At 58.8% G+C, this 14086-nt stretch carries 9 protein-coding genes and 3 pseudogenes; 4 read left to right on the plus strand and 8 right to left on the minus strand.

Features of this window, described 5'->3' with window-relative positions; translation table 11 throughout:
• Positions 1-296, plus strand: a 296-nt coding sequence (locus tag BSG09_RS18790; protein ID WP_139246285.1) for a transposase, incomplete at its 5' end; no start/stop codon positions are given.
• Positions 297-517: 221 nt separating this feature from the next.
• On the opposite strand, the gene BSG09_RS18795 is transcribed toward BSG09_RS18790, so the two are convergent.
• The 7 genes from BSG09_RS18795 to BSG09_RS18825 all read right to left on the minus strand — a co-directional run bounded on the left by BSG09_RS18795 (position 518) and on the right by BSG09_RS18825 (position 11841).
• Positions 518-1696: an MBL fold metallo-hydrolase gene (locus BSG09_RS18795; protein ID WP_092935865.1), complete on the minus strand. Its 1179-nt coding sequence runs from the start codon at positions 1694-1696 to the stop codon at positions 518-520.
• Positions 1697-1779: 83 nt separating this feature from the next.
• On the minus strand, positions 1780-2604 hold the full coding sequence (locus BSG09_RS18800; protein WP_092935867.1) for a helical membrane plugin domain-containing protein: 825 nt from the start codon (positions 2602-2604) through the stop codon (positions 1780-1782).
• Positions 2605-2607: 3 nt separating this feature from the next.
• Entirely contained in the window at positions 2608-3789 is a 1182-nt protein-coding gene (locus BSG09_RS18805) for an NAD(P)/FAD-dependent oxidoreductase (protein ID WP_092935869.1), read from the minus strand.
• Positions 3790-4135: 346 nt separating this feature from the next.
• Positions 4136-5218: a rhodanese-like domain-containing protein gene (locus BSG09_RS18810; protein WP_092935871.1), complete on the minus strand. Its 1083-nt coding sequence runs from the start codon at positions 5216-5218 to the stop codon at positions 4136-4138.
• Positions 5219-5698: 480 nt separating this feature from the next.
• A complete protein-coding gene (locus BSG09_RS18815) occupies positions 5699-7126 on the minus strand; it encodes an orc1/cdc6 family replication initiation protein (RefSeq protein WP_092935873.1) in 1428 nt (475 codons plus the stop codon).
• Positions 7127-8062: 936 nt separating this feature from the next.
• Positions 8063-10798 (minus strand): cation-translocating P-type ATPase, encoded by a 2736-nt coding sequence (locus BSG09_RS18820; RefSeq protein WP_092935875.1) that lies wholly within the window; start codon positions 10796-10798, stop codon positions 8063-8065.
• A 161-nt stretch (positions 10799-10959) separates the two neighbouring features.
• On the minus strand, positions 10960-11841 hold the full coding sequence (locus BSG09_RS18825) for a universal stress protein (RefSeq protein WP_092935877.1): 882 nt from the start codon (positions 11839-11841) through the stop codon (positions 10960-10962).
• Between the two features lie 108 nt (positions 11842-11949).
• On the opposite strand from BSG09_RS18825, the pseudogene BSG09_RS21700 reads away from it, so the two are divergent.
• The 3 genes and pseudogenes from BSG09_RS21700 to BSG09_RS18835 form a co-directional block, all read left to right on the plus strand.
• Positions 11950-12021 (plus strand): annotated as a pseudogene (locus BSG09_RS21700) (RNA-guided endonuclease InsQ/TnpB family protein); the annotation flags it as partial.
• 181 nt (positions 12022-12202) lie between these two features.
• Positions 12203-13318 (plus strand): MFS transporter, encoded by a 1116-nt coding sequence (locus BSG09_RS18830; protein WP_394328133.1) that lies wholly within the window; start codon positions 12203-12205, stop codon positions 13316-13318.
• A 218-nt stretch (positions 13319-13536) separates the two neighbouring features.
• Positions 13537-13758, plus strand: a pseudogene (locus BSG09_RS18835) (carotenoid oxygenase family protein); the annotation flags it as partial.
• Positions 13759-13771: 13 nt separating this feature from the next.
• Here the strand turns inward: BSG09_RS18835 and BSG09_RS18840 are convergent.
• A pseudogene (locus BSG09_RS18840) lies at positions 13772-14086 on the minus strand (IS4 family transposase); the annotation flags it as partial.

The raw sequence follows: 14086 nt of genomic DNA on the forward strand, positions 1-14086 counted from the left end.
ATCTGCGGTCGCTTGCTGCTGACAAAGGCTATGACAAGCAACAACTCCGAGAACGACTGCGTGAACTCGACATCCGCCCGCTGATCAAACACCGGATCTTCGCGCCGTACGATCACGCACACAACGCCCGCATTGACGACGATCGGTACGCTCAGCGGTCAATGGCCGAAACCATCAACTCAGCTGTCAAGCGCTCGCTCGGCTACGCCGTGCGAGCGCGTACCTGGTATCGAGAGTTCCGTGAAATCGCCTTGATGTGTGTCGTCTATAACATCAAGCAGGCCATCAAACAGTGAAATCCAACGCCGTATGGCGATTCAACATAGCCGAAGTACTCGATCACCGATCGCTAGTCTCCTCGTCGACGACGTCGAGCCGACGTGGAGCGGCGTGTTCTGCTCAACGGCTAATTCAAGTATTACTGCTCGACAAGTGTTCATACAGTCTGCTGGCAGTCGATGCCGGCCGGCCGCGACCGCCTTGCGTTCCCACCGGTAAATCGGGACAGCAGACCGTATCAGTCGTCGCCGACGACACTCTCCTCGGTGGCGGCACACCGGTTCGGCCCCAGTTCGAGTTCGTCGGCCTCTTCCTCACCCTCCAGTTCGCGCTTGCCCTCGTTCGTCGCAATGATTTCCTCGTAGTTCGGGGGTTTCTCCGGGATGGTCTCGAACGCGGCCTGGACGTACTCCTCTCTGTCCATCTGGATCATTTCGTTGCGGGTCCGGATGTGACCGATGGGAGACTGCATCGGCATCCCGGGCGTGACGCCGACGTATTCGCCGGCGTCGGTGACGTTGAAGTGTCCCGGGAGGACCGTCACAGTGTCTGGCTCGGCCATCAACTTCTGCAGTGTCTCGTAGAGCACCGCCGAAGCCTCCTCGGCGTCACCACCTTCGAACTGGAGTTCAGTCCGGCCCACAGACTCAACGAACAAGGTATCGCCGGTCATGATCGCTTCATCTTCGACCAGCCAGCTCGTCGAGCCAGTAGTGTGTCCGGGCGTGTGGACGCCCTTCAGTGTGACCTCGCCGATGTCGACGGTGTCGTTGGGATCAACGGGGTCGTACTCGAACTGCGGGTCCCGCGTCTCGATCTCGCTCCCGAGATAGTACGGGACATCCAGTTCGTCGCGCAGACGCTTCCCGCCGGTCATCAGGTGGTCGGCGTGGATATGCGTCTCGAGGATCGCCGTCACGTCGAAGCCGTGGTCCCGGGCAGCCTCGAGGAACTGCTGGGTGTGTCGAGACGGATCGATGATCGCCGCCTCGCCGGTGCGTCGACACCCAACGACATAGCCGAGACAGCCCTTCGAGCGGCGCTGGAGTTGGATGATCTCTATGTTGTCGTCCCGCGTCGCGATGGGGACGACGTCGTACACGCGGCTCCAGGCCTCCATGCCGCCGTCGACTGAGGAGACGTTCTCGTAATCCCGTTCCTCGAGCCACTCGCCGAACGCCTGGGAGGCTCTGCCGACGGCACAAATGGTGATGATCTCGGTGTCCTTGTCGAGTTCGTCTCGAACCGCGTCGAAATCGCCCCGGAGCTCCTCGTCTGTGGCCGAGTAATCCATGTTCTCGGCCGCCGCGATGTGCCAGTTCTCGTAGTCCTCGGGGCTCCGGTTGTCGAAGAGGACGAAGTCTTCGTCTCGGTCGATTTTCTCCTTGAGTTCGTCTGCCGTGATCGTGTCTGTCATGGGTCGATGTGAGTGTTGGTTCTCTGTCGGTTACCGGTTCGTCAGTGTCTCCTCGCCATCATGGCGTGCCCCGTAACGAGCCGTCATCGCGCGCCGACCCGTCGGAGGAACTCGACGATTCGACCGATGCCGCGTCGGACGTTCCGATCTCGGAGCGCGCCGAGCAGCCCCAGGATGCCCATCTCTTTGGGCTCCTCCTCGGCAAATGCGCCCAGGCCGGCGTCGAGCGTCTTGAGGACCTGGGGATCGCCGACTTGCTGCGTGAACCACATCACGTTCCCCAGATTCTGTCCGAGCTGGTACGGCTCGATGTCATGGGCGGACGTCGCGTCGACTACGCCGGCCGCGACGAGGCGAGATTGTCGGATCATCGGCCGCATGTCGCCGCTGGCGTCCTGAAGCTCCGGAACGAGGTCTTCGGCCAGCCCCTTCGTCGCATCCAGCAGATCGAGTGTCTCGGCGAGCGTGTCCGCGTTCTCGCCCAGTCGCTCGACGAGGACGACGATGTCCTCGCTCTCGACGGCCATTCGGAGCCGCCGGAGGACGTCGCGGTTCTCGCGGACGGCGCGACGGAGTTCCGGCGTTAGATCCGACGCCAGCCCTTCGGCGGCATCCAGCAGGCCAAGCAGTTCAGTTAAGTCCTCGGAGTGTTCGCCGAGTTCCTGGAGGAGGACGACGGTTTCCTCGCGTTCGAAGGCCATTCGGATGTCACGGAGCGGCTCGCGGTTCTCCCGGACAGCCGTCCGCATCTCGGGAGCGAGGTCTGCGGCCGTCTCCTGGAGCGCGCTCAGCAACTCCAGCAACTCTTGCAGTTCGTCGGCGTTCTCGTTGAGTGTCGCGGCGAGTTCCGCCACCTCTTCGTCGCTGAGTGCCGCTTCGGCCGCGCCACTCGCATCTGTTTGGCTCATTGTTTACACCGGGAGCGGGTCGTAGCCGCGCATCCAGAGGTCCCAATACACCGACGGCAGGACGTTAACATCCAGGATCCAATTGGAGCGGGTCTCGACGGGCGCGGAGATGCTTTCCTCGTAGTCGAACTCCGCCACCATCGCCTTGCCTTTCTGAGTTAGCAGGGGACATGCCGCGTAGCCGTCGTATCCCGGCTCGAGTTCTCGGCCGTTCATCGCGCGGACGACGTTCTCTGCCACGACGTGGGACTCCTTGCGGGCGGCTGCTGCAGTCTTGGAATGCGGTGCGTTCTCGCAGTCGCCCAGCGCGAAGACGTTCTCGTACTCGTCGTGCTGAAGCGTATGCTTGTCGACCGTGACGTACTCACCATTGTGTTCGTCGTCGCCCTCGGTCAGCGGCGAGTCGTCGGTGATCGCTTGCTGGCCGTACTGTGGCGAGACGGGTGTGCAGAAGTCGTACTCGATCTGGCCGTTGTCCGTGTGGATGACCTGCGCGTCCGGGTCAATCTCGCTAACCGACGTGTTGGCCTTGAACTCGATGTCGCGCTCGTCCCAGATCTCGTAGAGTTTGTCGCGATAGGGCTGGACGCCGAAGTGGTGGTCAGCGTTCCGAGTCATGATGAACTCGGCGTCGTCGCGGAACCCCTGTCGCCTGGCGTAGTCTTCGGCGAGCATCGTCATCTTCAGCGGCGCACCCGGACACTTGAACGGTGTATCCGGGATCGTGACGACGAAGGTGCCGCCGTCGAAGTTCTGGAGTCCCTCACGCATCTCGAGGGCCGCCTCGTAGTGATAGAACGGATACACCACGTCAGTTTCTTCCCAGGCCTCAACCATCCCTGGGGTCGTCTCCGGGGCGAGCCGGTGGCCAGTAGCCACCACCAAGTAGTCGTAGGTTAGATCCTCGTCGGCCTCCTCGAGGTGCACGACCTGATCATCGGGATCGACACCCGTTACCGCGTCGTGGACGAATTCGACGTCGCTGTGGACGAGGTCGCGGATGTTTCGCGACTGGTCTGGCTCCAGATAGCCAAACGGGACAAGATAAAACGACGGCTGATAGAAATGTTCTACACTCTTATCGACGAGGGTGATCGTCGCCTCGTTTCGGCCGAGTTTCCGATGCAGGATGTTGGCAGTCATCGCGCCACCTGCTCCGGCGCCGAGGATTGCTATGTGTGTCATTCCCACCCTATGACTAGGTGAACCAATGTGACAAAGCTAGCGATAGGAGTAATTACCGGAACCGACACGACCTGTGGCAAGACTGCTGCAATAATTGCACGTTTTGATTCGAGACGAGTTCGGAGCGACGCTCGTTTCTGGTGGCAACAACGCGGCTGTGAACGCGGACACGTCTCGAGCCGGATCGAATCACGATCGATTGTGCTTATACGGACTCCTGTCAGTCAGTGCCGGCCGGCCGCGACCGCCCTGCGGGCCCACCGGGACAGCGAGACAGCAGGCCGTATCAGAGTGTAGTCAGACGCACTCGCAGACGCCGTCTCGAGTGAGGATCCGGACGGAACCCTCACTCCGTTTCCACGGGGACATCGACGAGGCTCCCCCACTCGGTCCAGGAGCCGTCGTAGTTCATCACTTCGGGATACCCCAGCAGTTCCGAGAGGACGACCCACGCGAGCGCCGAGCGTGCTCCCACGCCACAGTATACGATGATCTTTCGGCCGCTGGTGACACCGGCAGCGGCCAAGACGTCCTCAACGGCGCTTCGGGAAGCGAACCGGTGACCGTCGAACAGTCGGTCCAGCGGGATGTTGATGGCCCCAGGAATGTGTCCCTGGTTGGGCGTCGACGCCGACAGATCGCTCCCATCGTCGGCCTCGCCACAGTATTCAGATTCCGTTCGGACGTCGAGCAACACGGTATCCTGCGCGATTGCGCGGACGACGTCGTCGCGGTACGCCCGCAGGTGATCGAACGGTCCGCTGGCGGTATACTCAATCGCAGGAATCGACCCCGGAACGTCGGTCGTGGGATATCCGTTGGCGATCCAGTACTCGAGGCCGCCGTCGAGCAGTCGCTGGTTTCGATGGCCGTAGTAAGCGAGGATCCAATACACGTACGCGGCGTGACGTCCCTCCACATCGTCGTAAAGAATAAGAGTCGTGTCTTCAGTCATGCCGCGACTGCCGAGCAACTCCTCGAGTTCCATCCGATCGGGAAGGCGCTGGCGATTGGGATCGAGAAGGTCCGACTCCAAGTCCAAGACGATCGATCCTGGAATAAACGCGCCAGCAGCGTCATCTGTCTCGACGTAGACAAGTCGTGTGGACGTATCGTCCTGCTGGAACGACGAGAGATGCTTGCGGACCCAGTCTGGATTGACGAGCGCGTCGCGCGAGTACGTCGAGTTCCCTGAGTCCCTGACGAGGGTGTAGCAGGTCTGTCTGGCGTCATAACGTGCTGGTTGGGACGTGACGAGTCCGGCGTCTTCCAGTTGACTGATGGCGTAGTGCAGCGTCCGTGACGAGAGTCTGGTCTCCTCGATGAGCTGCTTCTGTGACAGGTGTCCGTTGTACTCGAGGACCTTATAAACGAGGTTCGCACTCGGCGGGAGGTCCGCTAACGCTTCCTCGATCCATTCTTCTGCCATAGTGGTTGTCGTCAGTTGTACTATGGTCTGTAATGACTTAACAAGTCGAATCTGACACCAAGATTACTGGCTCGATTGAGTAGCGTAATTATATAGAACTAAGAGGGAGTCAATGGTCTTCGACCAGGCTTCGCGGGCGGCCGCCCTGCGAAACTCTCCGATGAACAGTTTGAGGAGTTCCTTACGATTGAAGCCGCACTACTGTCTCTCAAGTTTACAAAATGAACTGCTGGGAGAAGACAAACGGACACCTCGAGCGATCGGTGAGGTGGAGATGGAACACTTCGATAGAGGTGTGTTTCGCAGGGTGATCGAAACCACAGCGCCTGAATGATACGATAGCAATTCTACAGGAAGCGGAGTGGCTAGAAAGAGCAATCGAGAATGAAAATTTGCGCTCGAGATACCGCGTTGTAGCAGCTATACTTCCAGATCACACATCGATAGAGGTGTGTGGTAGGATGGGGTCGGGATACCGACTCAGTTTTCGTTTCGAACCTGTGCCTTGACGACGCTCGTTACTTCGTCCGGAGAAACCATATCGAGACGCGAATCTTCACGAATCGTTTCGAGGATCGTGTCAGGACGCTCACCGAACTGAAACTCGAGGAACATGCCCGAACTCGGCCCGTGGCTCCGCCGTTCGAAGTCGACGAGCGAGTACGTCGTCATTTCCTTCATCTTATTGACGTATGTCTCCTGATGGTATTGCTCGGCACCGACCGCGTCAGTGAGGAACTGATAGACACGGTACCCGGTCGTGCTGCGAGCAGATTCGTCGTCCGCCTCAGCGGCGACAGCCGCGGTCGCGTAGAGACACAGCTTCTTCTGGGTGCTGATGCCGCGGACAACCTCGAGAACCCGATTTTTCTCGACTTTATCCTGTGCTTCGCGAACGTGTTCTTCTCGAACGCGTTCGTCACCTTCACGTTCTGCGAGTTCGCCGGCAACGCGCATCAGGTCGATCGCTTTGCGGGCATCGCCGTGGGTCTGAGCTGCAAAGGCCGCCGCCAGTGGAATGACATCGTCGTCGAGGACGTCCTCGTAGAACGCGTCCTGCCGGCGACGCAGAATCGATTGCAGCTGATTCGCATCGTAATCGTCGAAGTGGACGTCTTCGGGAGTAAACGAACTCAGGGCCCGACTGCCCACGGACTCCATCATTTTCGTATCGTTGGAGATCGCAACGACTGAGATGTGGGCCGTGAGTTCGTTGTTTGCGCCGGCTCGAGAGAGCTGATAGAGCAGTCGAGAAAACGCTGGCTCCTGTTTGTCCCGACGACCGACGAGCATGTCGAGTTCGTCCAGGACGAAAACCGCAGAGTCGAAGTTCTCGTTGACGATCCGATAGAGTTCGTCCCATTTTTCTTTCGTTGCGACGCCGTGTTTCGGAACCTCCACGTCGACGTCAGCTTCATCCGCAGCGCGACTTGCCAGTTCGTAGACCGCAACACCGAGGGTGTCGAGATCCTGGCAGTTGACTTCGATCGTCCCGAACCGAATGTCTCGAGTCTGGCAAATTGAGGTGATATTCTTGCAGACAGCTTTCGTAATGAGGGATTTGCCGGTTCCCGAGGGGCCGTAGAGGAAGAGGTTCGGAGGACGGTTATTGCCGAGCGCGACGCGGAGCATTTTGGTTACCTCCTGAAGTTGCTCGTCGCGGCCGACGATCCGATCCTCTTCGACGATATGATTCGGATCGAGAAGCGACCGGTCACGGATAAGTCCGTCCTGTTGGTCGAACGCCAGTAACATGTCCTCGATCGATTTCGATTCACCGGCCGGCGCTGAGTCAGTCGGAGATGAGGGCCGTTCGGATGCAGTCGAGTCAGACGAGGAAAGAGCCTGCTCCGTCGTGTCATCCTTCGATGTCCCCGCCCCATCACGGGGATCCTCGAAGTCATCCATACGATGACCCATACAGGGTGGAACCAAAAGTGTTCCCCACCACTATCGATGTGTATTTCTTCGATTGAGAAGGTATCACTACCAGTTCCCCAGAACAGAGAGCGGACAGCCTCGAGTTATGACTGACGACCGACGATGTGTTATCCCTCAAAACGGTAGCAACACAGACACCCCTCTATCGATGTGTTCGATGTGTCGGAGGGGGGAGGGGGTATCCGACGAGGGAGATGAACTGTGAGGCCTGGTACCTCGAGATATCGAAGGAAAGGGCGTATTAGGTCCTCTCAAGAATGCTAAGCGAGTCAATTTTCTCTTCTCTTCTTCTAGCTTCTAGACTAGACACTCACACACCCCTCTATCGATGTGTTCGATGTGTCCCGGACTATCGTCCCTTTGTCATTTCGAGTTTCCACAAGCTGAAACTCACTGTACACCCCTTCTCGAGGCTGTTCTCTATCGAATCCTCCCAGAACGGCTTCTCTATCGCACTCTTTTTTCCGTTCGTAGGCTCTTCTTCCGCCGTCACCTTCATATCGAACACATCGATAGAGGGGTGTCTGTGTCGTGACGACCTCGTTCGTTTTCGGCACAGCTATCGACACACATCGATAGAGGGGTGTTTCCGTACAGTTCGAACCGTTTCCCGTGTCTTACGCGACGACACTATCACTGAACAACGTCGTCACTACTCACTAATCGCACAGCCCCCGTGCGATCAGGTGTGCACTGACTGTCAGTAGCTACTATCTTTCCAATGCCTTTCACTGTCTTCTCTCGAAGTCCGACTCGAGTTGGAAGTGACCATCTCCCACGAACACATCGATAAAGGGGCGTCTCCGGACAATCCCGGAAACACTGTCGAGCCCACTGACGGTTCCGTTGTCCGGGTGTCTTTTCGCTGATTCCGCTCGAGTCTCGTCTCTCAAAACCCGTCGCTCATTTCGACGACCGTGAGTCAAAGATTCTGGTATTCAGCCGAGCTATGAACACGTTGAGGAGGAGGAACACGACGAATCCAACGGCTATCCATCCCCACTCGACAAGGGAGGGGGGAACGACTTGGAAGAAGCCGTGAAGCGGTGTATACAGGACTGCGAGCTGGATGAAGAGCGAGATGCCAATCGCACCGACGAGCCATGGATTCGAGCGAAGCGGCTGATCGTACCGCGAGCGGATGACTTGGATGCGGATCAACTCAACAACGACGATGAAGGTAAACAGGAGCGACTGGGCGCGCAGGAGAGATCCAGTCTGTTCGAGAGCATAAAAAAAGATACCCAATCCAGTCACTGCCAACAAGATAGCGATCGTCAGTATCGATACGAACACGCGCGTGTTGATGACGCCTTCGTCGCTAGGTCGTGGTGGCCGGTTCATGAGCCCAGCCGCGTGGGGATCGGCACCCAGAGCGAGCGCAGGAAGCGTATCCGCGACGAGGTTGATCCAGAGGATCAGGATCGGCGTCAGAATCAACGCTTGTGATGTTCCAGAAAACCGTGCCGGGAAAAGGAGACTCCCGAGCAATACCCCGAGGAACACGACCAGCACCTCGCCGGTGTTGGTCGAGACGAGGTAGTTGACGAACTTGCGCACGTTTTCGAAGATGCCTCGCCCCTCCTGAATCGCGTCACGAATCGTGGCGAAGTTATCATCCTGCAGAACCATATCGGACGCCTGCCGAGCGACGTCGGTGCCGCGCTGTCCCATCGCCACCCCGACGTCCGCCTGCGTGAGGGCAGGTGCGTCGTTAACGCCGTCGCCGGTCATTACGACGGTGTGTCCGGTATCCTGGAGCGCGTTTAGAATGCGAACCTTGTGCTCTGGCGTCACACGGGCGAACACGTCGACGTCTTCGATAGTGCTCTCGAGTTGGGCGTCCGATCGGTCGTCGATGTCGCTGCCCGTGAGTGCACCAGCAGGATCGAGTCCGATCTGCTCGCCGACGGCCTCGGCCGTGGTGAGATTGTCGCCAGTTGCCAGCACAGTCCGGATACCAGCCGACTGGCAGTCGGCGATTGCCGCTTCGACTTCCGTTCGGGGTGGATCGAGCATCCCCTGCAGGCCGAGAAACACCAGTTCGTCCTCGATCTGATCCGCGTCGGCTGACGGATCGTTGACACCATTCGACGCGAATCCCAGTACCCGAAGCGCATCCTCCGCGAACGATTCCGTCCGGTCACGGATTTCCTGCCGTTTGTCCTCGGTAAGTTCGTGCACGTCACCATCTTCGAGAATGGAGTCACATCGATCCAGAACGACTTCCGGTGCCCCCTTCATATAGGCAGTCAGCTCGCCGTCGTCGACGAGGACGGTCATCCGTTTTCGCTCCGCCGAAAACTGGATTTCACGGACCCGCTCTCCCGTTGGCTCGATACCTGCCTCGTCCGCGATCCGCTGGAGCGCGATCTCGGTCGGCTCGCCTCGATACTCGCCGTCCGTCCGGTCTACGTTATTGCAGCGAGCTCCACATCGTAACAGCGGGGCAACTGCCGGCCGAGACCGTTCGTTGCCGTTCGCAGCAATTTGCTGATTTTCGGTGGGTCCGCCCTCCGATTGCACGCTCGAGTCGGGCAGGTCAACGACGGAACTGGACGCGTAGAGACGGGTCACTGTCATCCGGTTTTCGGTGACCGTCCCGGTCTTGTCGGTGACGATGGCGTCGACCGATCCGAGGCTCTCGACGACCGGGAGTTGTCTGACGAGCGCGTTCCGGGCGACCATTTCTCGTGCGCCTAGTGCCAGTGTGAACGTCACGACAGCGGGTAATCCCTCTGGCACTCCCGCAACGGCGAGCGTAATCCCGACGAGGAGGATTGCAACCGGTTCCGTCTCGGTGAACAGGAATTGCACAGTGACGACGAGGACAATCAATGTGACGACCAGCCCACCGATCTGCTTTCCGAGGTGCTCGACCTCGGCCTGAAACGGTGTCCGTTGATCATCGGTCTCACCGAGTTGACTGGCAATACCACCGACCTCGGTCTCCATGCCGGTGTCGACGACGACCGCTCTCCCGTGACCTTTTATCGCGGTCGTGTTCTTGTAGACCATATTGCGGCGCTCGGCCAGCGGCGTGTCTTCGTCGACAGTTCCGGGTGTCTTCTCGACAGGCGTGCTCTCTCCGGTGAGTGGCGATTCGTTCGTCCGCAATTCCTCAGCGTCTATGACTCGAGCGTCGGCCGGAACCGCGTCTCCCTGCTCGAGGTAGACGACATCTCCGGGAACGACCTGTTCGGCATCGACGATCTGTTTTCGGCCGGCACGGCGGACGGTCGCATCCGGACTTGCGAGTTCACGAAGCGCTTCGATCGACCGGGTGGCCTGATAATCCTGAATAAAGCCGAACAACCCGTTCGCACCGATGATGAGGATGATAAATGCTGTCTCGGTGTAATTGAATTCACCGCCGGGGATGAACCCGACACCGAGAGAGAGAAGCGCCGCGACGACGAGGAGATAGATGAGTGGGTCACGGAACTGCGAGACGAGCAGGCTGAGAGCCGATTCTCGTTCGGCGTCGTGGATGTCGTTCGTGCCGTACTCCGACAGTCTGTGAGCTGCTTCGTCGGCTGAAAGCCCCGTCTCGTCAGTCGCTAACGCCGAACAGAGTTCGTCAGTCGATGTTGCGTGCCAGGATTCCGAACGACGCGTGTCTGAATCATCGCGAGTCATGCTGTCGAAAGGGTTCCGTTGAGGGACGTCACAGCCTCGTCTCTATCGCTGAACTCGTGTCACTCTGAACTGTAGCGTGCTACAGTTACGCGATACGGCGCAGGCAATACGCGACTACTCTCGGAACACACCGCTGGTTCCCTGTCTAGTTCGTGAACACATCACGTGTCTGTTTCGGGTGCTCGAACCGTCAGTACCGGAATCGGCGACGTGCGAACGAGATATTCGGTGACGCTCCCCAGTACGTATCGGTCGAAGCCCGTTCGACCGTGGGTGCCGACGACGACGAGGTCGATGTCGTGGACTTCAATGTACGTGAGGATCGCCTGGTGAATCGAGGGGCCGTATTCGACTGCTTTCGACGCTGGTTCGACGCCAGCGCCGTCTGCGAACGCCGTCGCCTCGTCCAGCAGTTCATGGGCGCTTTCCTCCAGCGCCTCCATCTGGATATCTGGACGGGCATCTGTCCCCAACGCCGTGATAGTGATCACAGAAAGGAGATGCAGTGCTGCTTTCTCACCGTCTGCGATGTCAACGCCAATAGCGAGCGCTTGATTCGCACAGTCACTACCGTCAGTGGGAACGAGGACGTTTTCGTATGGGTGAGTGACCGTGACGTCGTCGTCAGGCCGAATCGTGAGCACGGGGACGTCTGCCCGACGAACGACCCGCTCGCTGGTGCTGCCGAGCAGAAACCGCTCGAGTCCTCGGCGTCCGTGCGTTGGCATCACGATGAGATCGAGTCCGTGCCTTTCGGCGTCGTCGATGATTTCTCGATACGGTTCTCCCTGACGGACTTTCGTGACTGTCTCTACGCCACGTTGGTGTGCTTGCTCGGCTGCCTCGCGAACGATTTGGTCTCTGTCCTGCTCGAGGGCGGTAACGTCGTCGCCTCCGATCTGCAGCATACCGTTCTCCGTCGTATCTGCGACGGTGAGAATGTGGACTGTCGCGTCGTGGCGGACTGCGAGATCGAGTACGTGATCGAACGCGAAGGCTGCTCCGTCACTCCCATCGGTGGGAAAGAGAATCCGCTCGAGCATGGACTCGATGACGGCACAGACACACAAAAATTGGAGGTGGTACTATCATCTCAGTCTCAAAAACCCAGGTGCTCAGTCTCGAAAACCCGGGGTGAGCAGTCGGTTGCGTACGTCGAATACAAAGCCACCGAACACGGCGTTGAAGCCGTGCAGATTGACCCTCGGAATACGTCAAAGCGTGTGCGAGAGGGGAACGGTGATACCAGTGCGTGGCTCGTTCGCAGTTCGACCGCAGCGTCTAACAATCAAGACCAGAACCCTTTCGACCGCTCATCGGTGAGAGTGGGTCGTGCATACTGATCGTGTTGAACAGCCCGACAGCCGCCGTAGTTGGATCGTGGCGATCGTCGGCTCCGTGGCGATGGTGTTCACATTCGGGACGCCGCTTTCGTACGGTATCTTCCGCGCGCCGTTCAGCGATGTATTCGGCGTCTCATCGGTTGCGTTGTCCGGTGTGTTCTCTATCATGCTCTTTACGTTCTTTATCGGCTCCGGGCTCATCGGCGTGTTCGGCGCACGGTTTGGGGCGCGAGCAGTGCTGCTCGCGTGTTCGATCGCAACCGGTGTGGTCGCACCGGCGCTGTATCTCCTGGATTCGCTCGGTGGGCTGCTCGTCGTGTTTGCCGTTCTCGGACTTGCACTCGGAACGGCGTTCGTTCTCCTCGCCTCCGTCGTTCCGCGCTGGTTCGAGGATCGTCGAGGGGCCGCAACGGGACTGCTTTTCGTCGGCAACGGACTCGGATTGTTCGTGCTCCCGCCGATCTGGCAGCGTACGCTCTCGGAAGTCGGCGTGCAGCGTGGCTTTCTGCTGATCATGTCGGCAACTGCGCTCGCCTTTCTGCTCGCCGGGCTCGTCTGTCGCCGTCCGAACTGGGCGGCGCAGTCGACTGCGACTGCCGGTGAACTGCTCGAGTGGCTCACGCGCTTAGCTGGGACGCGGACGTTTCAGTTGCTGTTCGTCGGGATCGCGCTTTCGTTTGCGTGGTACCAGTTGCTTGCCGCCTACGCCGTTGATCTGTTCGCCGCCCGCGGACTGACGGCGGCTGGTGCCTCGACCGCATTCGGGTTGATCGGCGGTGTCAGTATTATCTCGCGGATCGCCAGCGGCTATCTCGCCGACGTCATGGGCTCGCGACGAGCGTTTCTCGCGTCACTCGTCTGTGCAGTTGCCGGTATCGCCATGTTGTTTGTTCCATCAGTTTCGATAGTCATGATCGCGATTTGCTTGATCGGGCTCGGACTGGGTGGCTCCGCAACGCTATATATCCCGCTTCTCATGGGCGTTTATTCACCCGAGAAAGACACGGCCATTGTCGGCACGTTCAACGTCGCAATCGGCGTTGCTGCCCTCGCCATGCCGCCGCTTGGAACGGCAAGTGTCGAGTTCACTGGGAGTTTCACCATTGCGATCTTCCTGACGTTCGCCGCGGCCGTTGGTGGGTTGTGGGTGACTGCTGTCGGCACAGCGGGACCCTAGTGAATTGTTACACTCCCAACCATATTGTGATTGAGATAACTAGTGGCTACAATTGCGAGCTAAACAATCAGTCGCACAACAGCGATCACAGATCCAGGAAACAGGACGAACTAGCTCGAGGGATGATCCGGTAGTGAAACAATCACACGAGAGATAAATCACGTGATCCGGATCGACGCGTACGAAGATTGATTGCTGTTTCGACTGAATACGTAGCCGTGACAGTATCTGGTACCGGCTTTCACTCGCTGACCACCGAAGTCCACGACCATCATCCGACGGTCGAGGGCTCCATCCCAGACTGGCTCTCTGGGACGCTGATTCGCAACGGTCCCGCCCGCTTTGAGGTCGGCGATTGCCGCGTCAATCACTGGTTCGACGGTCTCGCGATGCTCCGCCGCTACGCGTTCGATGACGGTTTGCTTCGCTACTCGAACCGGCATGCGTCTTTAGCTAAGCCTCACCCCTCGGTTGTGTAGCGGTTGCGAGCGTCTCCTGTAGTATCGGTCGTTGGTCGTGGATTTTCTGTGCATCTTCGATAAGACGCTCCAACAGCGGTGGTGGCGAGTAGCCGAGGAAGTCACCCAGATCGTCGAGGATGAGCTGGGCGTGCGACCGGAAGGTCGCCGCCCAGCGCCCTGGTGGAAACACAGCGTCGTCATCGGCGCACTCTGTCACCAGTGCCAGCAACTCACGGCTTACTAACAGCGACAACAGCGCCGCATACACCAGAATCTTCACGATGTGCTCTTTCGTTGTATCGAACTC

This window comes from Natrinema hispanicum (assembly GCF_900111485.1).
Taxonomy (GTDB): domain Archaea; phylum Halobacteriota; class Halobacteria; order Halobacteriales; family Natrialbaceae; genus Natrinema; species Natrinema hispanicum_A.